This window comes from Thermoleptolyngbya sp. PKUAC-SCTB121 (assembly GCF_016919485.1).
Lineage (GTDB): Bacteria > Cyanobacteriota > Cyanobacteriia > Elainellales > Elainellaceae > Thermoleptolyngbya > Thermoleptolyngbya sichuanensis.
Genome location: NZ_CP070366.1, coordinates 1,743,337 through 1,765,193 on the forward strand (window position 1 = coordinate 1,743,337; position 21,857 = coordinate 1,765,193).

The window sequence follows — 21,857 nt, forward strand, 5'->3', positions numbered from 1 at the left end:
CATTTTCAATAGCCTGCCGTTGACTCGTAACTCCACCTCCTAACCCATGTCACCCGAAGCACAAGAATTCCTCGGAACATTTGCCTCAGAGACGTTTTACTACTGGGCATCTGTGTTTATGCTGCTGATCCACGCCGGATTCCTCGCCTACGAGGGCGGCGCATCGCGCACCAAAAACGTCCTGGCCACGATGGTCAAAAACCTGCTGACGCTTGCCAGCGTTGGGCTTGCCTTTTTCTTCTTTGGCTGGTGGGTGTATAACGCCTTCCCATTGTTCCCCGTGACGGGCGGCATTCTCGGCCCCTGGACAAACCCTGAGCAAAGCGAAACGATCCAGTCCGCAATGGAACTGGTCGAAGCGTCCTACCCCTGGTCACCAGCCCTAGCTCCCAACACTGGAGACCATCTGACAGGGGTCTTCTTCTTTGCTTTTGCGCTATTCGCCATGACCACAGCCTCCATCTTGTCAGGAGCGCTGATCGAGCGGGTCAAGGTGGGCGCGTACCTGGTGCTGTCCGTCGTGTTGGGCGCGTTTACCTGGGTGGTCGGGGCGGCCTGGGGCTGGAACCCCTTCGGCTGGTTTGTGACCAACCTCGGCTATCACGATTTCGGCTGCTCGGCGATCGTCCACGGTATTTCGGGCTTCTTTGCTCTGGGCGTGCTGATTAACCTGGGGCCGCGGGTCGGCAAGTATGACGAAGCGGGCAACCCACGCCCCATCTTGCCCCACAACCTGCCGCTGACGATGGTCGGGCTGATGCTGATTTTTGTGGGGTTCTATGCATTTTTGGCGGCTTGCGTCATCTTTTTGCCCGGATACACAGGCGAGACGACCATCTACGGCACGCCGATGACGCTGGCCTCGATCGGCGTGAACACTACCTTGGCGCTGGCCGCAGGACTGGTGGGAGCCTACATTTCCTCTAAGAGTGAGCCTTTCTTCACGATCTCCGGCGGACTGGCAGGCATCATTACCGTGGGTGCAGGGCTGGATCTGTACCACCCGGCGCTGGTGATTGTGCTGGCTTTCGCGGGCGCATTTCTGATGCCCAAGGTAATTGTGGCAATCGAGAAGGCAGGCATCGACGATGCCGTGGGCGCAGTCGGGGTTCACGGCGTTTGCGGGCTGCTGGGAGCGGTGCTGACGGGCATCTTTGCGGCGGGCTATCCCCAAGGAGCCGACATTCCGCCCATTAATTTTGTTGGACAACTGATCGGAGCGCTGGTGTCTGTGGTGCTGCTGGGCTTTATCCCAGGCTACGGCGTAAGCTGGCTGCTGAAGCGGTTTAACCTGTTGCGGGTGTCGCGGGAAGAAGAGGTGATGGGTCTAGACATTGCCGATCTGGGCATTGAAGGCTATCCCGAATATCCCACCATGACGCTGATTTCCAACATTACTAAGGGGGTTGGGGGCAATGGCATATCCCAGGCTCCGACCTCTTCTGAGTTGGCGATGGATTAGGTTTAGACAGGAGATACACCCCATGAGCAGCCCGTTTTCTACATTTGAAGAGTTTTCCGCCGCAAAGGGCCCAATCTACACCTTTGCCAATAGTCCCGGCGTGATCACGTTTCTCATTTTGCTGAGCGCATTGATTTCGCTCTATTTTCTCTACGCCTCCTTTGGCATGAAGAATGAGTTTGCCAAGCCGACGGACGAGACGGGGGCGATCGCCCTGCTGATTGCCACGGGTGTCTCGGCCCTGCTGAGCCTCGTGCCGGGATATAGCCCCAGCCAGCGCCTTGAGGCGAATGACTTGCGCCCGACGGCTGCCAGGGCTCACGTCAGTCCAAGAGCCACGCTGCCCGGCGTGCTGATGGGACTGGTCAGCATGACAGGTCTGGCGACCGGTCGGAACAGGCAGCGCCCCAGACGGCGGCCGGCTCGGTCGATGCGTCGCCGCCAGGGTTAATCGATAGGCGGTCTCTGGGTTGAAATCCTGCCAGGTTGTGACGAACTTGGCAGGATTTTGGCTGGCGAGGCGGACTAAGATAGAAGGGCGCTTGGGCGAGTTTGAACGATTGACGGGTTTGAACGATTTAAACGAATCCTTGAACGAATAACGATTTGAACGAATAGCGGTGGTGAGGGCGAGACGCGAATCGCTGGGAACAGTGGGCACAGAGGGACAGTGGGCGATCGCCCGCAGTTTCATGATGCTGTGCTTTGCGGCGGCGGGGCTGCTGGTGTTGACCTATCAGCCGTCGCGCAGCCGCTCTCCCCGCGCTGCCCATCGCTCATCTGCCCCGCAGCCGTCTGCAACGGTTTCTCCCTTGCCGCCCGTCTCTCCTTCGGGCGACCTGCCGAGTCGTCCCGGTGGGTGGCAGCCAGGGGCGATCGCGCCGATTGTGCCCGTTGCTCCCCAGGCAGCAATGCCACCTGCTTCCCAGACAGGCTCAACCCCTTCACCCCAGCCTGCTCCCGCAGCAGTTCCTTCGCCAACGCCGCCGTCTCCCTCGTCTCGCCCTGCACCCTCTCCTTTGTCTGCGGCATCCCAATCGCCAGCTTTGGTGCGGGTGGGTTCTGCGTCTCGTTCCGGATCTCTAGCCCAGGAGCAGGCGGTTTCAGCGTCATCCAGGAATTCGAACCGATCTGCTCCTGAACGAGCGATTTCCGCAGAGATTGCTTCGCGAATCGCCGCCCTCGCCACGGGCATCCTGCCGCCCACTCCTTCGCAGGCTGCTCCTCGTGTCCAGTCCCGTCCAGCGGCGGATTCTCCCCCTCTGCAAGCCTCTGGATTTGTCCCGGTGCAGTCTGCTCACAAGGTGCTGACGACGCTCCCGCTGCACACGCCCCGGCTCGTGGTGGATCTGAGCGATCGCCAGGTGTACTTTTACCACGGCGATCAGATCAAGGCCAGCTACCCCGTTGCTATTGGACAAGACGGCTGGGAAACGCCGCAGGGCACATTTCGCGTCATCGATCGCCAGACCTATCCCCTGTGGGAGCATCCCATCACCAAGGAGCTCATTGGCAACGACCTGCGCAACCCACTGGGGACGCGGTGGATTAGCTTCTGGACAGACGGAGTTCACTCGATCGGTTTTCACGGCACCAACCGCGATGACTCGGTGGGGCAGGCAGTGTCTCACGGCTGTCTGCGGATGCGAAATGCCGATATCGAAGCGCTCTACGATTCAGTCGCCTTGGGAACACCAGTTCTGGTTCGGGAATAACGCCCTAACGTCTTATTTGTCGCTTTTTCCTCGGAGAGAAAATCAATCATCCGGCTAAAGGACTGTAACCGACGTGTTCAACAGTGTAGTCACAAGTTGTAGAGACTCTGTGATTGACCTCTAAGGATGAAACTCGAAGATATTGCGGCGATTGAGCAACAGTTATACTACACCTTTGAAACAAAGGAATTCCTGATTCGAGCGCTAACTCGCAAAGCCTTTGCTCAAGAGCAAATCCAGCAGGGTGTAGCCTGCCAAGATCAGGAGCTTGATCGAATCCTCGGTGACGCAATTCTCAAGGCGATCTTGGTTGAGATGCTGATTCAGCAGGGCTGCAAGAGCCGCGAAGCCGTCACAACTGAAAAGAGCAGGCTGGAAAGCCGGGAGAATTTAGGAAAGGTTCTCGAAGCGATGAAGATTCAGCAATTTATTCGTCTCGGAAAAGGCGAAAAAAAGCAGGGGATTGGGAATCAGTCTTCGGTCTTAGGCGAAACCTTCGAGGCACTAGTTGCGGCAATTTATCTAGACAGCAACAGTTACGAAAAAACAAAAGAACTAGTCATAGATCTTTTTTCAAGAACCGCAGCAGCAGCGAGTTTGTAATCACGCTGATGGAACTGAGCGCCATCAGCCCGCCCGCCGCCGACGGACTGAGAATCAGACCCAGCGTGGGCAGCAGCACGCCCGCCGCCACGGGAATACCCAACAGGTTATAGGCAAAGGCCCAGAACAGGTTTTGGCGAATCTTGTTGAAGGTGGCGCGGCTAAGGCGCAAGGCGGCGCTGATGTCCGTCAGGCGATCGCCCATCAGCACAATCTCCGAGGCCTCGATTGCGGCATCCGTGCCAGAGTGCAGGGAAATGCTGACATCTGCCTGGGCCAGCGCGGGCGCGTCGTTGATGCCGTCACCCACCATGCCCACCCGCCGTCCCTGGGCCTGAAGCTGGGCGATCACCGCTACTTTTTCTTGGGGCAACAGGCCCGCCTGCACGTCTTCGGGCGCAAAGCCCAACATCTGGGCGATCGCTCTAGCGGCTGCAGGCTGGTCACCCGTCAAGAGGCGCAGCCTCAGCCCAGCGTCTCGAAGTTGCTGCACTGCACGAAGGGCATCGGGCCGCAGCGGATCTTGCATCGCCATGAAGCCCACGCACTGTTGCTCTACGCCAACGTAGACAACGGTTTTGCCCGTCGTGGCGTTTGCGCTAGTGTTGCGGAGCAGTATCGCCTGCGCCTGCTCGCAAACCGCCTCTTCTAGCGAAACGTCATTCTGCCGCAGCCAGTTTGCTGTGCCCAGGTAGACTCGTGCGCCCTCCACCCGTGCAGATACGCCCAGTCCGGGCTGCGTCTGGAATTCGGCAGCGGGCAACAGGGACAACGCCTGCTGATGCGCGGCTTGGCGAATCGCCGCAGCAAGCGGGTGAGTGGTTCCGGCTTCAACCGTTGCCGCCAGTTGCAGCAGCCGCGCTGCCGTCCAGCCCGCCGCCAACGGTACGCAGTCCGTCACCACCGGGCGGCCCTGGGTCAGCGTGCCCGTCTTGTCGAAAACGAGGGTGTCCAAAGCCTGCGCCTTTTCCAGCACATCGCCACCGCGAATCAGCAGGCCCCGCTCTGCCCCCAGGCTAGAGCCAACCAGAATGGCGGTCGGCGTGGCCAGGCCCAATGCACAGGGACAGGCAATTACCAAAACGGCGATCGCCAGCTTCAGGCTCAGCAACAGCGGCGACGGCATGGCGGCGTGCATCATGGCCGAGTCGCCAGTCATCCCCGTGTGGGCGAGGTGGGCGGTGTGGGCCGTGCCCAGCCCAATTTCATGAATACCCAGCGCGGCAATGGGGTCGTGCCAGAGGGGTAGCCCCACAAAATACCAGAACAGAAACGTCAGCAGCGCCAGCGTCAGCACGCCATAGGTAAAGTAGCCTGCCACACTATCCGCCAGCCGCTGAATCGGCGCTTTGCGGGTTTGGGCCGCTTCTACCAAGGCGATGATTTGCGCCAGGGTCGTGTCTTTTCCGGTGCGCGTGGTGCGGAGGGCGATCGCCCCGGTCTGGTTCACCGTGCCCGCTGCCACCCGATCGCCCGTCTGCTTCAGCACGGGACTCGATTCGCCCGTCAGCATCGACTCATCGACCGTCGTCTGGCCGACCGTCACCTCACCATCCACCGGAATTTTTTCCCCCGGCAGCACCAGCAGCCAGTCTCCCACCCGCACCTGCTCCGTTGCCAGCGTCACCGACTCCTCGCCCGTCAGCGTGGCCGTCGCAGCAGGAATCCGGCGAGACGTGCTAGGCTGCATCGCCGCCAGGGATTGCAGGGATGCGGTCGCCTTGCTGCGGGCCTGCTGTTCTAGCGTGCGCCCTAGCAAGATAAAGCCCACTAGCATCACGGGTTCATCAAAAAAGCACTCCCAGCCCAGCGCCGGAACCAGCAGCGCCACCAGGCTAACGCTGTAGGCCGTCAGCGTGCCCAGGCTGACCAGCGTATTCATGTTGGGTGCGCCGCGCCGCAGCCCACGCCAGCCGTCGATCACCATGCTGCGGCCGGGAAACAGCAGCGCCAGCGTTGCCAGCCCTGCATGAAACCAAATGTTGCTCAACCCTTGCAGCGTCAGTCCAAAGGCGCTGAGGTGGCCCAAAAACGAGAGAGCCAGCAGCGTACAGGCGATCGCCAGTTGCCCCATCCGTTCTCGCGTCTTGTGCTGCTGGCGTTCGGCGGGCGTTTCTGTCGCCCCATTCGCCGCCGAATCACCGCGCAGTTGGGAAGGGAACCCAGCCTCCGTAAGGGCGATCGCCAGCGCTGCTCCCTCCACGCCCGGTTCTGCCTCCACCAGCGCCATCTCCGTCACCAAGTTCACCGTCGCCGCCACCACACCCGGCTGCTGCAACAGTTCCGTCTCCACGGCCTTCACACAGCCCGCACACTTCATGCCGCCTACATCCAGCGTCAGGGTTTGGCACTCAGAAGATGGCACAGCGAGGGCTTGCGGTTTGGGAATCAGTTGCATCGGCAAATTTTACAGGCGCTAAGGATACTCACTCTACAAACTTACAAAGGGCGGCTTGGAAGGACTGAGGATAAGGGAAAATTTGCAAAATCAGGACACACCCAGTCGCCTTATCCACCAGAGGCCTCAAAAGCTCACAATTCTTCCCTTTTCTCTTTTCGTTCTTCCCTCTTCGTTCTTCCCTTTTCCCTCTTCCCTCTTCAAACCTCGCTGCTCAGCACCTACCGCAGGAGCCGTCCGCTCCAATAGCGATAGGCCAGATACGCGCAAGCCCCCGCCTGAACCGGCAGGACAACCAGCAGGCTCTTGGCAACAAAAGCGCTGTCTAGCGTGGAAAGAGAGCCAAAATAGACGGCCGCTAGGGGAACTAGAGCCACCATCAGCGCCAGTTTAGAAGACTTCACGGCAGAGTTTCAGTACAGAGGTAACGGAAGAACAGCAGCGGCAAAAGAGCAGCGGCGTGAAACCGCTTTCTCTATCCTAAAACCTGCGATCGCCAACTGGATGTCAGAAATCGCCAGCGGAATCCCAGAAGCCGAATCCTGAAAGCCGAATTCTGAAAGCCGAATCCTAGAAACTATCGGTGATGCCTGCTCCTTCGTCAGCGATACCCGAGTTGGAAAGCCCCATGACCTCCTGATAGGCGATCGCCACCGCACAGGCCGACAGGGGAATCGTCACCAAAGCACCCACCCCAAATAGCAGAAATCCAACAAAGTTCAGCAAAGCCAGCACAATCAGGAAAATGAACCAGGAAAACCAGTTTCTGGAAATCACTTTGCGACTCGACTCCATCGCATCCCAAAAATCAAACTTACGATCGACAATGAACGGGGTCGTAAACATCCAGGCGACCGCCAAGTAGATGCCTGGAAGCACGAACAAGGCAAAGCCAATTAATGTCAAAATACCCGTTACCAGGCTAGCCAGAAATAGTGGCAGAAAATGGTTAAACCCCCGGAAGAAATCGCTAAAGGTGGTGGCTCTCTGCTTCATCAGCTTGAAAGCCACGATGTAGAAACCCGCACCCAGTGGCCCAGACAACACGCTGCTGGCAATGCTGCCCAAAGGCTTGATACGCTCCGGCAAGACTTGCGGAATTATCGAAACCAATAACATAATCAGCGTAAACCCGAAAAAGCCGCCTGCGTTTTTCTTAAACAGTTCCCAGCCTTCGCCCAGGTACTTGCCAATGTCAACCGAATAGCCCGTTTGAACAACATCTGGAACGCTGCGCGCGCCGTTTGTAAACATGAACTTTCTCCTACTGGTTTCAGGTGAATCTATCAGGTGAATCTGGATAGGCGATCGCCCCTCAATAAAAAATTGCTGCTAAAAAATTACCGAAAACGATGACGCAAAACCATTGCTATAAACTGCGCCCATCATAGCCTAAGGTCAGATACCAACCAGCCTTTGTTTCTCAATGTTGCAGGCTTTTCTGTAGCTTGTGTTGCGGCTTAAGCGAAAATATTTCCTGCCCCACCCTCAGAGCCGCGTCCATCGCGCTCCCAAGGTTCTGGCAACGGTTGAAAACAGACGCTCAATCCGCCTTTGGCAGACTATGATTTAATAGATCGTTACCTGTGCCCATAAAAGCGACAAAGCTTTTGATTTCAAGCATTTAGCAAGGCCTCCATGCCCGATCGACTTGGCCCCCGCGAATCTCGCGATGCCGCGCTGATTCGCAGTGCCCCGTTTTTTGAAGGATTACCCGAAGAAGCCGTGGAAAACGCCACGGTTCACGTTGTCACGCGCAGCCATCCACCCGGACAGGTTCTGCTCCTCGAAAACGACTGGGGCAGTTCGGTCTATTTCATTCTGGAAGGCTGGGTCAAGATTCGCACCTACAACCTCGACGGCAAAGAGGTGACGCTGAATATTTTGGGCAAGGGTGAGCTGTTTGGCGAAATGGCTCCACTGGATGAAGTCCCCCGCTCGACGGACGTGCTGACGCTTGTGCCCACGGTGATCGGCAACATGCCCGCCCAAGACTTTGTGAAGCTGCTGAAGACGGAGCCAGAAGCGGGCATTCGGCTGGCGCAACTGATGGCCCGGCGGCTGCGGCAGGTAAACCGACGACTGCGGCTGCGCGAGTCAGATAGCCAGTCGCGGGTCGCGGATATCATCCTGTTTTTGGCAGATGGTCAGGGCAAAAAGGCCGAGGGCGGCATCGAAATTCCCAACTTGCCGCACCGAGAGCTAAGCAGCCTCAGCGGACTGGCAAGAGAAACCGTGACGCGCGTGCTGAGCAAGCTAGAGCGTAAGGGACTGATTGCCCGCGATCGCGACACGCTGCGAATTCCCGACATCGATGCGCTAGAGCGAATGCTCATGACCTAGCTCGTCGCATGAACCCTCTGTTGCGGCGTTTCTGTTGCGGCGTTTCTGTTGCAGCGTTTGTTACAAACCGTGGCTCCAAGCCTTGCTGATCGTTACAAGACTTGATCGAACAATCGCCTTGCGCGTAGGCTATCCATTACGATGAAATCCTGCGGATCCTTCAGATTGCCGCCCCATCTTCATTAACCATGCACAATTTTCTGCCGATCGCGTATTTCCGAAACCAGTTCGTTCCGTTTGCCGAGGCCAACGTTTCGATTGCGACCCACGCACTCCACTACGGAACGGGCGCTTTTGGGGGAATGCGCGGGCTTCCCGATCCGCAGAATCCTGGGCAGATCCTGCTGTTTCGGCTGGATCGCCACAGCCAGCGCCTTAGCCAGAGCGCCCGCTTCATGCACTACGACCTGCCCCCCGACAAAATCCAGCAGGTGATCATCGACTTTGTAAAAAAGAATAGCCCCACGACCTCTTTCTATATCCGTCCTTTTGTCTACACGTCCGATCTGGGGATTTCGCCCCGGCTCCACAGCGTTGAAAAGGATTTCTTTGTCTACGGGCTGGAACTGGGCGACTACCTTTCGCCCGAAGGCGTGAGCTGCCGTATTAGCTCCTGGCACCGCCAAGAAGACCGCAGCCTGCCCCTGCGTGGCAAGATTAGCGGAGCCTATATCACCTCATCGCTAGCCAAGACAGAGGCCGTGGAGTCGGGCTTCGACGAGGCGATTTTGCTCAATTCTCAGGGCAAAGTCAGCGAAGCATCGGGCATGAATATTTTCATCGTGCGGAATGGCAAGCTGATCACGCCGGGGTTTGACCAAGACATTCTGGAAGGCATTACCCGCGACAGCGTCATCACCGTTGCCCGGTCGCTGGGGATTGAGGTGATCGAGCGTCCGGTGGACAAGTCGGAACTGTTCATCGCTGATGAAGTGTTTCTCAGCGGCACGGCGGCCCGCGTCACGCCCGTTCGTCGCGTCGAAAACTACGAGTATTCTCCTCAGCGCCCCGTGACCGACCAACTGCGGGACAAGCTGACCGCCATCACCGAAAACCGCGATCCGGAGTTCCGCGACTGGGTGTTTGCAATTCCGCTGAATGCGTGATGGGTGGGTCGGAGGGTACGGAGAGTGCGCTCATCCCACGGCCCCCTGATCCTGCTGTGTTGGGCTGGCGATCGCCTCCTGGCACTGAGTACACAGCCCATAAAACTCCAGCATGTGGTAGTAAATCTTGAACCGGTAGGACTGATTGAGCTGCTCCTCTAGCTCATGCACCGGGCACTCGTCGATGGGGAGAGAGCTACCGCAGCGCAGGCAGGTCAGGTGGTGGCGATCTTCTTGCGTGGAACTGTAGAGCGCTTCACCTGTGCTGATTTGGCGGCTTTGCACCACGCCCTCTAGCTTCAGCGCTTCCAGCGACCGATAGACCGTCGCCAGCCCGATATTATGCCCCTCCTTTCGCAGTTCCAGAAAAATTTCCTGCGCTGAAACGGCCCGATTCAAGGTCTTGAGCAGGGTGAGAATTCGCTCTTGGTTGCGGGTGCGGCGCGTTCTCATGGTGGTTTCAGGGGGGATTGGGCAGTGCGGCAGCGTAAATGCGTAAATGATCGAGTTGAAGGATCGAGTTGAAGGATCGAGTTGCGATTCCGTCGGATCGTGCGTCCCGTTCTGTCTCATCATAATCGCGATCGCCCGTCCACTTGTGGAGAAACCTGCGGGGCGATCGCGCTCTAGGCGGCACCAGCGCTACAAAGCGCGATAAGCGCTATAAAATGAGGTGCGGGTTTGGCACGCTTCTGGGCTGAATCCCCGCCACTCTGCCGCATTGCATCCGCCCCCTCCCATGAGTCAGACCTACCAGGCTAAGGTATACGTCACCCTGCGTCCCTCCGTTCTCGATCCGGCTGGAACCGCTGTGCAGTCGGGACTCCAGCACCTTGGGTATGACAATGTGGGTCCGGTTCGCATTGGCAAGTATGTAGAGCTGACCCTCACCGCCGCCGACGAAAGCGATGCCCGCACCCAGCTTGACCGGATGTGCGACCAGCTTTTGGCCAATCCGGTGATTGAGAATTATCGGTTTGAGCTAACCCCTAACCCCTAAACCCCCATGAAAACTGGTGTCATCGTCTTCCCTGGCTCCAATTGCGATCGCGACGCGGCAATGGTGACCCGCGATTTGCTGGGGCTGCCGACGCGGATGGTGTGGCATGAGGAGAGTGACCTATCGGGGCTGGATCTGGTGATTGTGCCCGGTGGGTTCAGCTATGGCGACTATTTGCGCTGTGGGGCGATCGCTCGATTTTCGCCCGCCATGCAGGCCGTGGTGCAGCACGCCGAGCGGGGCGGTTTGGTGCTGGGCATTTGCAATGGCTTTCAGGTGTTGACAGAGGCAGGGCTGCTGCCGGGGGCGCTGGTGCGAAATCGGGATTTGCACTTTATTTGCGATCGCGTTTCGCTGCGCGTCGAGCGGGTCGATTTGCCCTGGACCCAGCGCTATGCCCCCCAGCAGGTGATTACGCTGCCGATTGCTCACGGCGAAGGCTGCTACTATGCCGATGCAGACACGCTGGCGGCTCTGGAAGACCATCAGCAAATTCTGTTCCGCTATTGCGCGGCAGACGGTTCCCTAACGGAAGCCAGCAACCCCAACGGATCTCTGGGCCACATTGCAGGCATCTGCAACCGCCGGGGCAATGTGCTGGGCATGATGCCCCACCCAGAACGAGCCGCCGACCCCGCCCTGGGCAACACCGACGGGCTGAAGCTCTTTGAAGGGGTGCTGGCGGCGCTGAGTGTAGGGGTGTAGGAGAGATCGCGGGACGCGGTTAAAACTGGCGGCGAGAAAAGATGACCGTGGCGATCGCCAGCAGCAGCGCCGTATACAGCACCCCGTAGGCTGCGTTGGCCCACAGTTCTGATGCAGGAGGCAGAGCCGCCAAGCCATACACTGCCTGGTTTTTCAAATTGAGCCGAGCCAGGTCAGGTAGCAGCAGGTAGAGTCCCTGCGTTATCCGCTCCATCACCGGATTCTGGCTGAGATTGCCCAGGCTGACCAGATCACGGCTAAAGTGACCCATGAGGTAAATGCCCACCGTAAGGGCGATCGCCAGCAGGGAACTGGTGAACACGCCAAACAAAATCGCCACCGCCACCATCAGCGAGAGTTCCAAAAACTGGAACAGCGCCGCAATCAAGATGCTCGCCAGCGGAAAGGGCGCTCGATAAAAGCTCACCACTGCCACGAAAATCAGCGTCATGGCGGTCACCAGCACAGCCAGCACGGCTGATAGACCCAAATGCTTGCCCAGAATGAATTCTGCCTTGCTAACGGGTTTGGCAATCAGCACATAAACCGTGCGCTTCTCGATTTCTTTGTTCACCAGGCCCGTGCCGACGAAAATGGCAATCACCAGCCCTGTCAGACCGATAGCCGCCAGCCCCACGTCTAGCAAAATCTTTAGCTCCGTGCCCGCCGCCACTTCGGGCAGCAGCGCGGCGATCGACACCAGCGCGATCGCAAACACGCCCAGCAAATACAGAATGCGATCGCGAATCACCTCACGAAACACATTCACGGCAATCACCCACACGCGACCGAGATTCACCGTCTCCTTACTCCCTTACGTCCCAAGCCCACTCGCCTGTCGTCTGCAAGCGTATCACCCATCAACCCCACCGGCAGTTCGCGCCGCATTCCGATTTTACGGCGGTTGCGCCAGCGAAATGCGCCGAAAGGGATTGCATTCCACCCGCGTCAGCGGCGCACCCGCTACCACTTCGCCTGCACCTAGCGGCGGCGTAACCTGAGAAATCAGGCAAGCCTTTTCATAGACATAGGGAAAATTGGTGCTGGTCGGGCCCGTCCAGAGCATCCGCAGCCGCAGGGTATATTCCGGCTCGCCCGGAGGCACCACCGCGCTAAATCGCCAGAGCGCATCCTCCGGCAATCCCCTGGTTGCGGATGGGTTTGCCCATGCAAAGACCTGCCTTTGCAGTTCTGGAATTTGCTGATCCAGCGCAATTAGCCAGCGCTCGGTGTCGCTCCAGGGAATTCCTTCCAGCGATCCCCTGATATAGCCCTCCACCAGATTCATCAGTAGTTCCGCACGGGGTACGCTGCGGCTGGGGTCGTGCTGCTCCTCGTCCAACCGCACCACAAAGGCACTCCGCCGAAAATCGTCCGACAACAGGGTCGGATAGTCGCGCAGCCAATCCTGCACCACAAAATGAAACTGAATCCAGCAGCTCATGGTGCCCGCCAGCACTGCCCGCAAGATCAGGTCTTGCCGCACCTTGGGGTCGGGGATGCTGAAGGTAAACCGGGGAAAAAAGTGGGGCACTGCCGCTGAAATTGCCGAAAAGATTGGCCAACTGACCCACGCCACGCGCCCCAAATCGCCCACCCATCCCGCAAACAGCACCACACAAGCCAGCGCCCCCGTGATCCACGGGCCAGTTTGGATTTCCAGTCCCAGGATATTCAGCTTGTTGCCCGACAGCGCCCAGCCAACCCCGACCGTCAGAAACAGCCAGCCAAACCGCGACAGCAAATCCTTGAGAATCAGCGTTTCAACCAGAATAGACAGCGCCCAGGAAAACAGGCTCAGTAGCACCAGCGTTTGCCAGGAAAACGTCCGGGGCGGTCGCAACTGATTCCAGAGTTCGTCGAGCAGTTCTTTCACAGAGAAACGGCCGTTGCCAATGGGTAAAATCGGTAGCTCTGGCACGGTGAGAGACAAACGGTGAGAAACAAAGGGTGAGAAACAATGTGCCAAGCCCTTCTATGCTACTGAGTTTCCATCCACAGCAGACACTTTTGCAGTTGTTTGGCCATCGTCGAGCGATCGCCCTGAGAGCTAATTTATGAAGCAAATCTTAAGAAGCCTGAAACTCTTGGCATGTGTGGCTTTGAGGTCATGTTTGCCCAGGAAAAGCGGTTTCTCGGAAATCCTTGATTAACAAGGCTTTCAGGCTCCTTTACAAATTAGCTCTGATAGCGGCGAGCAGGGGCTAGATCAAAAACTAAGTAGGTGGACATCAATAAATATAAAACCCAAAATATAAAACCCAAAGACCCTGCGCCGCCCGCGCAGCGGGCGGCGCAGGGTTCAGGATCTGTTTTTTAATCTGGTCTATCTACTTAGAGCGAATTAGAGGGTGTTAAGAGTTGGGGCGATCGCCCTTTGCCAGCTTGTTCTCGTAGAAGCGAACTGCGGCGTATCCCAATCCGTAGAGGAGTGAGGCATTGCTCCCAATGCTGACGGCTGGCCCGGCAAAGGGAATGGCTTCCACCAGGCTGACTCCCGCCTTCACCACGCCAGAACTGCTGCTCGACACGCCCCACAGTGTCATCACCTCGCCCCGCCGCGCCGGATCTTCTAGCTCAAAGCCATAGACAGCGGCGATTCGGTAAATCATACCTGCCTGGAGGGCGCTGATCGCCGCAATCTCTATGCCTAAAAGACCCAACGCAATTGGGGGTGCGATGTTGGTCGCCAAACCAATGCCCGCTGCTTTCATGGCCGTATCGGAGATGATGCGTCGCGCCAACTGTCGGGGCGTTTCGGCAGGATACTGCTGCTGGAGGGCGGCAACATCCGTCCGCACTTCCGTCAGGCTAACCTGCCCCAAGGATGCCAGCAGCCACTTTAGCCCCGGCACTTGGGTCGCGCCCTTAATCAGCGGATTTTCCGCAATCGGCGTGGCAATGCGGCCAACCGTTTCCGTACCCCGTTCAACCCAGTTGTGGGCATCAGGCACAACCGTTCTCACGGCCGCTTCCGCCGTGCTGACTGCGGTATCAGCAACGGTAGCAGCGACGGTACTGGCTGAAGAGACTGCGCTGGCGATCGCCTCGCTCACATTGTGAACCACATCTTGAACACAAAACCGGGAGTTCCCTGGCTCGGTCATACTTTTCCCTGGAGATTTTTCTCTTGAGAGCTATACTCTCAAGCTTAGGGGCGATCGCTCAATGCAGCATCCATCCTAAGACGCGAGCGCCACCTCGACTTTTTGCTGAAGTTCGCCCTGCTGGTATAGCTCGATCATCACGTCCGAGCCGCCAATAAATTCCCCATTGATATATACCTGGGGAATCGTCGGCCAGCTCGAATATTCCTTGATGCCCTGCCGAATCTCATAGTCTTCCAGCACATCTACCGTTTCGTAGGGCACACCGAGGGAATTCAAAATTTGCACAACGTTGTTAGAAAAGCCGCACTGGGGCATCAGCTTATTGCCCTTCATGAAAACCAGAATCTTGTTTTGGGCAATCAGGTCGTCAATTTTTGCTTTGAGTTCTGGAGTCATGGTCTTGTGTAGAAAAAGTTTTGAAGAGTTGGGAAGGATACAGAGTTCAAATGCGTGGCTTTCTCAAGTTCCGCATCCTGCTAACCACCCTGCTAGCTAACCATCCTGCTAACAGTGTAGCGGGGAGGCTCAACTCTGCGAACCTCCCCGCGCTCATTTCGGCTGGGTTATGAAGCCTGCCCTGCGGCCCAGGATTCGGGCGTATAGGTCTTCAGCGAGAGAGCGTGAATGGCTTCCGATGCCATCGCCGGGCCAACCGCACGATACACCAACTGGTGCTGCTGAATCAGGCTCTTACCCTCAAATGCTGAAGACACCACAATCGCTTGATAGTGGTCGCCACCGCCCGTCAAGTCTTGAATCTGCACCTGCGCGTCGGGCATCGCTTCCTTAATCATTGCCTCTACTTGGCTGGGACTAATCATCTCCGCGCTCCTTACTGTGCTGTCTAAAGCATTGTGCTGCCTTAAAGCATTGTGCGTCCTAAAGCCAAGCGACCCCATAGGCAGTCTCAAACGCTGCCTCAAGAGCCGCTCCAAGAAACTGCTGATCCTGCCTTCCAACCACCTTCCTACTGACGAGGCGCAGTGGAGGTCGAAGCCGGATCTTGGCTGCGCGGGAAGGGCGAATCAACAAAGCCCAGTTCATAAAGCTGGCGATAGGCCCGCTGCCCCAAATCGCGAGTGGGATTTTGGCTACGAACGATTTGCACCAGCAGCGGCACGGCCAGGTCAGGCTTGTTTTGGGCGCGGTGAACCAGGGCAAGCTGATAGGTGGCTTCATCCCGCAGTTGAGCTGTTTCCAGAGCGCTGCGGCGCTGGCTGTCAGCGATGCGGTTATCAATCGCTGTAAAGCTGCTATGTAGCTCTTGGTAGAAGTTAGACAGTTGGTTAAAGACCTGACGGGCTTCTTGCAGTCGCCGCACGGCCAGATCATAGTTTTGCACGGCTACCGCAGCGCGGGCTTCTTCCATCATCCGTTGGCCCGCCCGCACGCTCAACAGGCTGCCATCCTGAGCCAGCGGGCGCAGGTCATCGGGGTTTCTAGGCGTAACATTGGGAGCCGGAAGGCTGGGGTTTGCAGGGGTAACCGGCTCAAGCTGCTGCAAGCCCGCATCGGGGTCAGCAGGGCTGGGCGTTTGGGCGACACCGACGCTTGGAACGAGCGCAGTCGCAACTGCGGCGGGCATCGCCAAAAGCCAGGTCAAAGAGCGTGGACAAAGGGCGTTGAAAGATACCATGGGCCTCTGCGTAGACTTGAGAAGTTTGAAGAGAATAGACGTGAGCCTGACCAAATGCACCTGCGAATGCACAGAGTAAATACTACCACTCGGATGCTTTGTCTATTTATTTTTGCTTAAACTTCGTGACCAAAAAGCACCGAAGTCACCCAGTTGTGCTATGTACTGGAGGTTCGCTGTTATCTTGCGCTGCCTTAATTAAATCTGCCGTAAATCTGCCGTTTAAGTTCCGTTTAAGTTTGCCGTTGTTGTTGAAGTTAGGTAAACCCCTATGACTGGATTTGTGCCACCCGATCGCCCGTCTTCCGGTTTATCGCCGAGGGGTGGGGCCGATTTTCAGGCAGAAGGCAATCCGGTAGACGCGATGCCGCCTGCCTCTGGCGTGTTGGCAGAGCAGGAGGGCATGATTTTGCAGCGGGGCGGCGAGGAACTGCGCCTGCAAAAGCTGGGCGATCGCTTTACGTTTCGCCCGACCGCAGACGCACCCGCCGAGATCACCCTGGAGGACTGGGTTCAGCAACTAGACGTAGAATCCCTGCGTCCGGTTCCCGGGGTGGACTTGATCGAGGTGAAAACGGCAGCGGGGCAGGCAGATGCCGGGATCGACCGGGCCAGGGCGCATCGGTACGTTGCCTTTGCCAGCCATGTCTATCAACTGGCGCAAAATCCCCAAACGCGGGTCTATCTGACCGATGAGCTAACGGTGCAGTTTGCTAATAGCGTGACGACGGAAGCTATGGGGGCGATCGCCCTCGAATTGGGCCTCAAGCCCGCCCAGCCCGTCGTCGGCATTCCCCAGACCTACGTGTTTGAGGTAACCCCGCAAGCCAGGGCAAACCCGATCAAGCTGGCCAACCAACTCATGCGCCGCCCGGATGTGCTGCTGGCGGAACCCAACATCGTCATCCGCGCCCAGCAGCTTTATCGCCCCCAGGAGCCAGAATATCCCCGCCAGTGGTATCTGCAAACCCAGGGCAGCTCCCAGATTGCGCCGACGGCCCACATTTCCGTCGAACCTGCCTGGGACGTGACGCGGGGCAGTCGGGCCGTCGTCGTGGCTGTCACCGACGACGGGTTTGATCTGAACCATCCCGACTTTCAGGGGCCAGGAAAAATCGTGCAGCCGCGAGACTTTAAGCTGCAAACCAATCTGCCGCTGCCAGAAGCATCCCACGAAAACCACGGCACGGCCTGCGCGGGCGTGGCGATCGCCGAAGAAAACCAGTTTGGCATCGTTGGCGTTGCCCCTGGATGCAGCCTGATGCCCCTCCGCACCACAGGGTTTCTAGACGACCAGGCGATCGAGTCGCTGTTTGACTGGGCCCTGCAAAAAGGGGCCGCAGTGGTTTCCTGTAGCTGGGGGGCCAGCGCGGCCTACTTTCCCCTGTCGCTGCGGCAGCGGGCGGCGATCAACCGGGCGGCGACCCAAGGGCGCGGCGGCAAGGGCTGCGTCGTCGTCTTTGCAGCAGGCAACGCCAACCGCCCCATCAGCGGCACCGTCAACGAGCAGGGCTGGGTGAACAACGTCCTGCGGGGCAACACCCAGTGGCTCAACGGATTTGCAGTGCATCCCGACGTAATCGCCGTGGCAGCTAGCACCAGCCTCGACAAAAAAGCCGCCTATAGCAACTGGGGCGACGCGATTTCCGTGACAGCCCCCAGCAACAACGCACCCCCAGGGATGTGGCTGCCCCAAACGGGCTATACCTACACGGGCCCACAAATTCGGGCGGCCCTGCCGGGGGTAGGCGTGTTCACCACCGATCGCCTGGGGGCAGCGGGCTACGATCCGGGCAGCTTTACCAACACCTTTGGCGGCACGTCGAGCGCCTGCCCGGTGGTGGCGGGGGTGGCGGCGCTGGTGCTGTCGGTCAATCCAGACCTGACGGCGCGAGAGGTGAAGCAGATTTTGCAGGAAACCGCCGACAAAATCGTGGACCCCGATCCCGACCCTCAACTGGGATTGCGCTTTGGCACCTATGATGCCAGCGGCCATTCCAAGTGGTTTGGCTATGGCAAGGTAAATGCGGCGCGGGCAGTGGAGGCGGCGCGGCGTAGGCTGTCAGCGGCGATCGCCCCCAGCGAATGGCAGTCACTTTCCAACACCACGCCCGTCGCCATCCCCGACGACACCCCCCGCGGCGCAACCAGCATTTTGCAAGTGCAGGGCGATTCCCGTGGGGAGCGCGCGGATCGCCCCCTGCGCGACCTGCGGATCACGGTAGACGTGGAACACAGCTATCTGGGCGACCTAGAAATTATGCTGCTGCCGCCCCAGGGCGACCCCATTCTGCTGCAAAGCCGCACCCTCGGCCGCCGCACCCGCCTGCAAACCACCTACACACTGCAAACCACGCCACTCCTGCGGACAGTGCTAAACCGCTCGGCCCGGGGCGTGTGGCAACTGCGGCTGGTGGACTGTGCGCCGCAGCACGTTGGGCGGCTGCTGAGCTGGCAGTTAAATTTGGGCTTTTAGGCACATTTAGGTACATTTAGGCACATTTAGGCACATTTAGGCACATTGCTAAACAGCCGTCGCTTTCGGCGATTTCCAGAGACGGTGCAAATTGCGGGGGGCGATCGCTATAAGATAAGGAATGTTGCAGGACATCGCGCTCTGTGAAGCCGCTGCCCGCCCAGGTTTCGTTTTTACTAGAACTCAGATTTTCATCCTCACAAAACAACAATGGATATCGTCGAATTTTTTGAACAGAGCAGCGGCAAATGGTTCTCTCAGCGCACTAGCCATCACCTGGCGTTCAAGCAAACCGAGAGCGGCAAGTCCGACATCGTCATCGACTTGCTGAGCAAGGATGACCCGGCTGTCATTGCGCTGTGCCAGCAATACGAAATCGACCCGGCCTTGGCGCTGTGTGGGGCCCGCGTCACCTGGGACGGCACGATGGAATGGGACAAAGAAAAGCATGAAGGCTCCACCGTGATTGTGCCTGTCGCTGATGCCGAGCAGCCCAACGAAGGCAAAATGCTGCGCGAACAGGGATACGCCGAAAAGGCCCCCGTGGCCGGCCGCTACGTCATGGGCGACGACAACTCCCTAACGCTCATCACCGAATACGAAACCATGTATTCCGAAGAGCGCCTCTGGTTTGCGAGCCCCAACCTGCGCCTGCGAACTAGCATCCTCAAGCGCTTCGGCGGCTTTAGCATGGCCACCTTCTGCTCCGAAATTCGCATGGGCGGCGCAAAATAGCCTGCCTGAATTCCCGTCTTTAATCTCTAAACCTGACCCCTAACCCCGAATGACCAACGCACTCGACGACAAAACCATCGTCCGGGACTATTTCAACGCGACCGGATTTGACCGCTGGCGACGCATCTACGGCGACGGTGAGGTCAACAAAGTCCAGCTTGATATCCGCAAAGGCCACCAGCAAACCGTAGATACCGTACTGGGCTGGATCAGAGAAGACGACAACGCCAGCGCCCTGACGATCTGCGATGCTGGCTGCGGCGTGGGCAGCCTCAGCATTCCTCTGGCGCAGATGGGCGCAACGGTCTTCTCTAGCGACATTTCTGAAAAGATGGTGGGCGAAGCAAAGCAGCGAGCCGAGGCGCTGGGGCTGTCGGGCAATCCCACCTTTGCCGTGCAAGATCTGGAGTCGCTCAGCGGCAAGTATCATACGGTGGTTTGCCTGGACGTGCTGATCCACTATCCTCAGGAAGACGCAGCGCGCATGATTGCCCACCTGGGTTCCCTAGCAGAGTCGCGGCTGATGCTCAGCTTTGCGCCCAAGACGCTGGCCTACAGTCTGCTCAAGAAAATTGGCGACTTTTTCCCCGGCCCCAGTAAGGCCACCCGCGCCTACCTGCACCGCGAGGCGGATGTGGTTGCCGTGCTGGAAAGCCAGGGTTGGATCGTGAAGCGCAACGCCATGACCAAAACGCAGTTCTATTTTTCGCGGCTGCTGGAGGCCGTTCGCTAAGCGCTGGCCAGCGCTTTTGCCTTGCCACGGGGTTTCCTAAGCGGCTGATTCAGGGCATTCTACGGGTGCATTGCTCATCTATATCGTTTGCGATATTCACCCGGCCTATGAAACTTCTTCGTCAAATAGCCTCTGGTGTGCTGCTCAGCCTGAGTCTGCTGTTTCTGATGGTGGCGGCGCTTGCGCCATTTGATGAAAGCGAACCCCCTGAAGAACGACGAGACATGGTGCTGGGTGGGCTGATGCTGGGGGTGCCGATGATGCTTGGGGGTGGCTGGCTGCTGTGGGGGTTGCACCGAGATTGGCGAGAGGAGGAGAGCGATCGCCTCCGCAGTCTTTTCTTTGAAACGGCGCGGGCCTATAACGGCTGCTTCAGTGTGATGCAGTTTGCCATGGCCGCCAACATATCGGGCAACATGGCCAAGCAATACCTGGACGAGCGGGCAAAGGAGTTTGAGGCCAACTTTGAAGTAGATGAGCAAGGCGGGGTGTTTTATCGCTTTCCGCTGCGTCAGTTCGAGCCGCCCCAAGACCTGTCTTGACTACCTGTCTTGACTATAGGTTCAGCCGACAGAGCGTAAGAATTTTTAACAAAAACTCTCATCAAATCAGACTACTGTAACAATTTAGGTGCTCTTTGCAACGGTTTAGTGCCGATTCGAGAGGAAACACGCCATTACCCGATGCAGTCCTTCAGCGCTGGCGTGTTGGGTTTATGTTGGGCGCAAGTCGGGCGTAAGGATCGGGAAACCAGAGCAAAAGTCTGGGTTTCCTGCCCCGGAGCGTCGAGTTGTGTCGATTAAGCTGGTTAAGAAAGCTGTCAAAATGCGCTGGAAAAGGCACCTAAACCGCTAGTGGATTTTCGCTAGTAGACGCATTTAGTTGGGATATTTAGCAGGACATTTAGCATGAGCAGCAATTTAGCATCCAAACTCCGCGAGGGAACCAAAAAGTCTCACTCTATGGCGGAGAATACGGGCTTTGTCGCCTGTTTTCTGAAGGGCACGGTAGAACCCACCTCCTATCGCAAGCTGGTGGCGAATCTCTATTTTGTCTATTCTGCGATGGAAGAAGAAATGCAGCGCCACCGTGAGCATCCGCTGCTCTCTCATCTCTATTTTCCAGAGCTAAACCGCAAAGCCAGCCTAGAAAAGGACCTGACCTATTACTTCGGTTCCAATTGGAGGGATCAGGTTGCGCCCTCGACCGCCGCGCAAGACTATGTGGCTCGCATTCGGGAGGTGTCGAACGAGTCTCCCGAACTGCTGATCTCCCATCTCTACACCCGCTATCTGGGCGACCTCTCTGGGGGGCAAATTCTCAAGAAAATTGCTCAGAACGCGATGAATCTGTCGGAGGGTCAGGGCACTAACTTCTACGAGTTTGAGCAGATTCCCGACGAGAAGGCGTTTAAGGTGATGTACCGCGATCGCCTCGACAGCCTGCCCGTGGATGAAGCCACCGCCGACCGCATCGTGGACGAAGCCAACGCTGCCTTTGGCATGAATATGTCCATGTTCAAAGAGCTAGAAGGCAACCTGATCAAGGCGATCGGCATTCAGCTCTTTAATCTGCTCACTCGCCGCACCCGTCGCGGCAGCACCGAACTGGCAACGGCAGAGTAGGGATCAGAGGATCAGAGATTCAAATTTAGGGATTGCAACTTGGGGACTCATTTGGGGTTCTCATGCGGCATTCCGACAAATCGGGTGAGTCTTTTGGGTTGGAGCGTTCGCGTTGAAGCCGAGCGTTTTGGACAAAAGGATTGACCCGATTGTTTTTTACAACATGGTTTTTGCACAGCCAGGACTTGTACAGCCAGGACTTGTACAGCT

Annotated in this window: 23 protein-coding genes; 13 read left to right on the forward strand and 10 right to left on the reverse strand. The window is 57.7% G+C overall.

Translation table 11 applies throughout. The features are described 5' to 3' along the window. The first annotated feature begins 46 nt into the window (after window positions 1-46). The 4 genes from JTM80_RS07325 to JTM80_RS07340 all read left to right on the forward strand — a co-directional run bounded on the left by JTM80_RS07325 (window position 47) and on the right by JTM80_RS07340 (window position 3,780). The gene (locus JTM80_RS07325; RefSeq protein WP_172358675.1) at window positions 47-1,462 is read left to right on the forward strand and encodes an ammonium transporter; all 1,416 of its coding nucleotides are present in this window, start codon (window positions 47-49) and stop codon (window positions 1,460-1,462) included. A 22-nt stretch (window positions 1,463-1,484) separates the two neighbouring features. Next, window positions 1,485-1,913 carry a hypothetical protein gene (locus tag JTM80_RS07330; protein ID WP_172358674.1) on the forward strand — a complete coding sequence of 143 codons (429 nt, stop codon included), beginning with the start codon at window positions 1,485-1,487 and terminating at the stop codon, window positions 1,911-1,913. A gap of 172 nt (window positions 1,914-2,085) precedes the next feature. Continuing rightward, window positions 2,086-3,177: a L,D-transpeptidase gene (locus JTM80_RS07335; RefSeq protein ID WP_225906790.1), complete on the forward strand. Its 1,092-nt coding sequence runs from the start codon at window positions 2,086-2,088 to the stop codon at window positions 3,175-3,177. A 126-nt stretch (window positions 3,178-3,303) separates the two neighbouring features. Further along, on the forward strand, window positions 3,304-3,780 hold the full coding sequence (locus JTM80_RS07340) for a ribonuclease III domain-containing protein (protein ID WP_172358673.1): 477 nt from the start codon (window positions 3,304-3,306) through the stop codon (window positions 3,778-3,780). Here JTM80_RS07340 and JTM80_RS07345 read toward each other — a convergent pair. The 3 genes from JTM80_RS07345 to JTM80_RS07355 all read right to left on the reverse strand — a co-directional run bounded on the left by JTM80_RS07345 (window position 3,737) and on the right by JTM80_RS07355 (window position 7,432). Further along, window positions 3,737-6,178, reverse strand: coding sequence for a cation-translocating P-type ATPase (locus tag JTM80_RS07345; protein WP_172358672.1), 2,442 nt, complete (start codon window positions 6,176-6,178; stop codon window positions 3,737-3,739). The genes JTM80_RS07340 and JTM80_RS07345 overlap by 44 nt on opposite strands. 221 nt (window positions 6,179-6,399) lie before the next feature. Next, on the reverse strand, window positions 6,400-6,582 hold the full coding sequence (locus JTM80_RS07350) for a hypothetical protein (RefSeq protein WP_172358671.1): 183 nt from the start codon (window positions 6,580-6,582) through the stop codon (window positions 6,400-6,402). Between the two features lie 166 nt (window positions 6,583-6,748). Next, window positions 6,749-7,432 (reverse strand): hypothetical protein, encoded by a 684-nt coding sequence (locus tag JTM80_RS07355; protein ID WP_205370879.1) that lies wholly within the window; start codon window positions 7,430-7,432, stop codon window positions 6,749-6,751. A gap of 384 nt (window positions 7,433-7,816) precedes the next feature. On the opposite strand from JTM80_RS07355, the gene JTM80_RS07360 reads away from it, so the two are divergent. After that, window positions 7,817-8,521 carry a Crp/Fnr family transcriptional regulator gene (locus JTM80_RS07360; protein ID WP_172358670.1) on the forward strand — a complete coding sequence of 235 codons (705 nt, stop codon included), beginning with the start codon at window positions 7,817-7,819 and terminating at the stop codon, window positions 8,519-8,521. Window positions 8,522-8,709: 188 nt separating this feature from the next. Continuing rightward, complete coding sequence (locus JTM80_RS07365) at window positions 8,710-9,627, forward strand: branched-chain amino acid transaminase (protein WP_172358669.1); 918 nt, start codon at window positions 8,710-8,712, stop codon at window positions 9,625-9,627. A 30-nt stretch (window positions 9,628-9,657) separates the two neighbouring features. On the opposite strand, the gene JTM80_RS07370 is transcribed toward JTM80_RS07365, so the two are convergent. Beyond that, the gene (locus JTM80_RS07370; RefSeq protein ID WP_172358668.1) at window positions 9,658-10,080 is read right to left on the reverse strand and encodes a Fur family transcriptional regulator; all 423 of its coding nucleotides are present in this window, start codon (window positions 10,078-10,080) and stop codon (window positions 9,658-9,660) included. A 286-nt stretch (window positions 10,081-10,366) separates the two neighbouring features. Between JTM80_RS07370 and purS the strand changes: the two genes are divergently transcribed. Both purS and purQ read left to right on the forward strand, forming a co-directional pair. Next, complete coding sequence (purS, locus tag JTM80_RS07375) at window positions 10,367-10,627, forward strand: phosphoribosylformylglycinamidine synthase subunit PurS (RefSeq protein ID WP_172358667.1); 261 nt, start codon at window positions 10,367-10,369, stop codon at window positions 10,625-10,627. A 6-nt stretch (window positions 10,628-10,633) separates the two neighbouring features. Next, complete coding sequence (gene purQ / locus JTM80_RS07380; RefSeq protein WP_172358666.1) at window positions 10,634-11,332, forward strand: phosphoribosylformylglycinamidine synthase subunit PurQ; 699 nt, start codon at window positions 10,634-10,636, stop codon at window positions 11,330-11,332. A 19-nt stretch (window positions 11,333-11,351) separates the two neighbouring features. On the opposite strand, the gene JTM80_RS07385 is transcribed toward purQ, so the two are convergent. From JTM80_RS07385 to JTM80_RS07410, 6 genes are all read right to left on the reverse strand, one after another. Further along, a complete protein-coding gene (locus JTM80_RS07385; protein ID WP_172358665.1) occupies window positions 11,352-12,131 on the reverse strand; it encodes an ABC transporter permease in 780 nt (259 codons plus the stop codon). Window positions 12,132-12,227: 96 nt separating this feature from the next. Then, a complete protein-coding gene (locus JTM80_RS07390; protein ID WP_172358664.1) occupies window positions 12,228-13,265 on the reverse strand; it encodes a DUF5357 family protein in 1,038 nt (345 codons plus the stop codon). A 421-nt stretch (window positions 13,266-13,686) separates the two neighbouring features. After that, complete coding sequence (locus tag JTM80_RS07395; protein WP_205370880.1) at window positions 13,687-14,439, reverse strand: hypothetical protein; 753 nt, start codon at window positions 14,437-14,439, stop codon at window positions 13,687-13,689. A 75-nt stretch (window positions 14,440-14,514) separates the two neighbouring features. After that, window positions 14,515-14,838: a Grx4 family monothiol glutaredoxin gene (gene grxD, locus JTM80_RS07400; protein WP_172358663.1), complete on the reverse strand. Its 324-nt coding sequence runs from the start codon at window positions 14,836-14,838 to the stop codon at window positions 14,515-14,517. Window positions 14,839-15,005: 167 nt separating this feature from the next. Beyond that, complete coding sequence (locus JTM80_RS07405; RefSeq protein ID WP_172358662.1) at window positions 15,006-15,263, reverse strand: BolA family protein; 258 nt, start codon at window positions 15,261-15,263, stop codon at window positions 15,006-15,008. A gap of 146 nt (window positions 15,264-15,409) precedes the next feature. Continuing rightward, a complete protein-coding gene (locus tag JTM80_RS07410; RefSeq protein ID WP_172358661.1) occupies window positions 15,410-16,027 on the reverse strand; it encodes a hypothetical protein in 618 nt (205 codons plus the stop codon). 415 nt (window positions 16,028-16,442) lie between these two features. Between JTM80_RS07410 and JTM80_RS07415 the strand changes: the two genes are divergently transcribed. From JTM80_RS07415 to JTM80_RS07435, 5 genes are all read left to right on the forward strand, one after another. Next, window positions 16,443-18,554: a S8 family serine peptidase gene (locus tag JTM80_RS07415; RefSeq protein ID WP_205371307.1), complete on the forward strand. Its 2,112-nt coding sequence runs from the start codon at window positions 16,443-16,445 to the stop codon at window positions 18,552-18,554. A 210-nt stretch (window positions 18,555-18,764) separates the two neighbouring features. Next, complete coding sequence (locus tag JTM80_RS07420; protein WP_172358660.1) at window positions 18,765-19,289, forward strand: phycobiliprotein lyase; 525 nt, start codon at window positions 18,765-18,767, stop codon at window positions 19,287-19,289. A gap of 49 nt (window positions 19,290-19,338) precedes the next feature. Beyond that, entirely contained in the window at window positions 19,339-20,022 is a 684-nt protein-coding gene (bchM, locus tag JTM80_RS07425; protein ID WP_205370881.1) for a magnesium protoporphyrin IX methyltransferase, read from the forward strand. A 107-nt stretch (window positions 20,023-20,129) separates the two neighbouring features. Then, window positions 20,130-20,564 (forward strand): hypothetical protein, encoded by a 435-nt coding sequence (locus JTM80_RS07430; protein WP_172358658.1) that lies wholly within the window; start codon window positions 20,130-20,132, stop codon window positions 20,562-20,564. 366 nt (window positions 20,565-20,930) lie between these two features. Then, a complete protein-coding gene (locus JTM80_RS07435; RefSeq protein WP_172358657.1) occupies window positions 20,931-21,647 on the forward strand; it encodes a heme oxygenase (biliverdin-producing) in 717 nt (238 codons plus the stop codon). Window positions 21,648-21,857: the final 210 nt, after the last annotated feature.

Excerpts from the sequence above, each read along its gene's own strand:
- JTM80_RS07325 (WP_172358675.1), top strand. The coding sequence starts at position 47 with ATGTCACCCGAAGCACAAGAATTCCTCGGAACATTTGCCTCAGAGACG.
- JTM80_RS07330 (WP_172358674.1), top strand. The coding sequence starts at position 1,485 with ATGAGCAGCCCGTTTTCTACATTTGAAGAGTTTTCCGCCGCAAAGGGC.
- JTM80_RS07340 (WP_172358673.1), top strand. The coding sequence starts at position 3,304 with ATGAAACTCGAAGATATTGCGGCGATTGAGCAACAGTTATACTACACC.
- JTM80_RS07345 (WP_172358672.1), bottom strand. The coding sequence starts at position 6,178 with ATGCAACTGATTCCCAAACCGCAAGCCCTCGCTGTGCCATCTTCTGAG.
- JTM80_RS07355 (WP_205370879.1), bottom strand. The coding sequence starts at position 7,432 with ATGTTTACAAACGGCGCGCGCAGCGTTCCAGATGTTGTTCAAACGGGC.
- JTM80_RS07360 (WP_172358670.1), top strand. The coding sequence starts at position 7,817 with ATGCCCGATCGACTTGGCCCCCGCGAATCTCGCGATGCCGCGCTGATT.
- JTM80_RS07365 (WP_172358669.1), top strand. The coding sequence starts at position 8,710 with ATGCACAATTTTCTGCCGATCGCGTATTTCCGAAACCAGTTCGTTCCG.
- JTM80_RS07370 (WP_172358668.1), bottom strand. The coding sequence starts at position 10,080 with ATGAGAACGCGCCGCACCCGCAACCAAGAGCGAATTCTCACCCTGCTC.
- purS (WP_172358667.1), top strand. The coding sequence starts at position 10,367 with ATGAGTCAGACCTACCAGGCTAAGGTATACGTCACCCTGCGTCCCTCC.
- purQ (WP_172358666.1), top strand. The coding sequence starts at position 10,634 with ATGAAAACTGGTGTCATCGTCTTCCCTGGCTCCAATTGCGATCGCGAC.
- JTM80_RS07395 (WP_205370880.1), bottom strand. The coding sequence starts at position 14,439 with ATGACCGAGCCAGGGAACTCCCGGTTTTGTGTTCAAGATGTGGTTCAC.
- grxD (WP_172358663.1), bottom strand. The coding sequence starts at position 14,838 with ATGACTCCAGAACTCAAAGCAAAAATTGACGACCTGATTGCCCAAAAC.
- JTM80_RS07405 (WP_172358662.1), bottom strand. The coding sequence starts at position 15,263 with ATGATTAGTCCCAGCCAAGTAGAGGCAATGATTAAGGAAGCGATGCCC.
- JTM80_RS07410 (WP_172358661.1), bottom strand. The coding sequence starts at position 16,027 with ATGCCCGCCGCAGTTGCGACTGCGCTCGTTCCAAGCGTCGGTGTCGCC.
- JTM80_RS07415 (WP_205371307.1), top strand. The coding sequence starts at position 16,443 with ATGCCGCCTGCCTCTGGCGTGTTGGCAGAGCAGGAGGGCATGATTTTG.
- JTM80_RS07420 (WP_172358660.1), top strand. The coding sequence starts at position 18,765 with ATGGATATCGTCGAATTTTTTGAACAGAGCAGCGGCAAATGGTTCTCT.
- bchM (WP_205370881.1), top strand. The coding sequence starts at position 19,339 with ATGACCAACGCACTCGACGACAAAACCATCGTCCGGGACTATTTCAAC.
- JTM80_RS07430 (WP_172358658.1), top strand. The coding sequence starts at position 20,130 with ATGAAACTTCTTCGTCAAATAGCCTCTGGTGTGCTGCTCAGCCTGAGT.
- JTM80_RS07435 (WP_172358657.1), top strand. The coding sequence starts at position 20,931 with ATGAGCAGCAATTTAGCATCCAAACTCCGCGAGGGAACCAAAAAGTCT.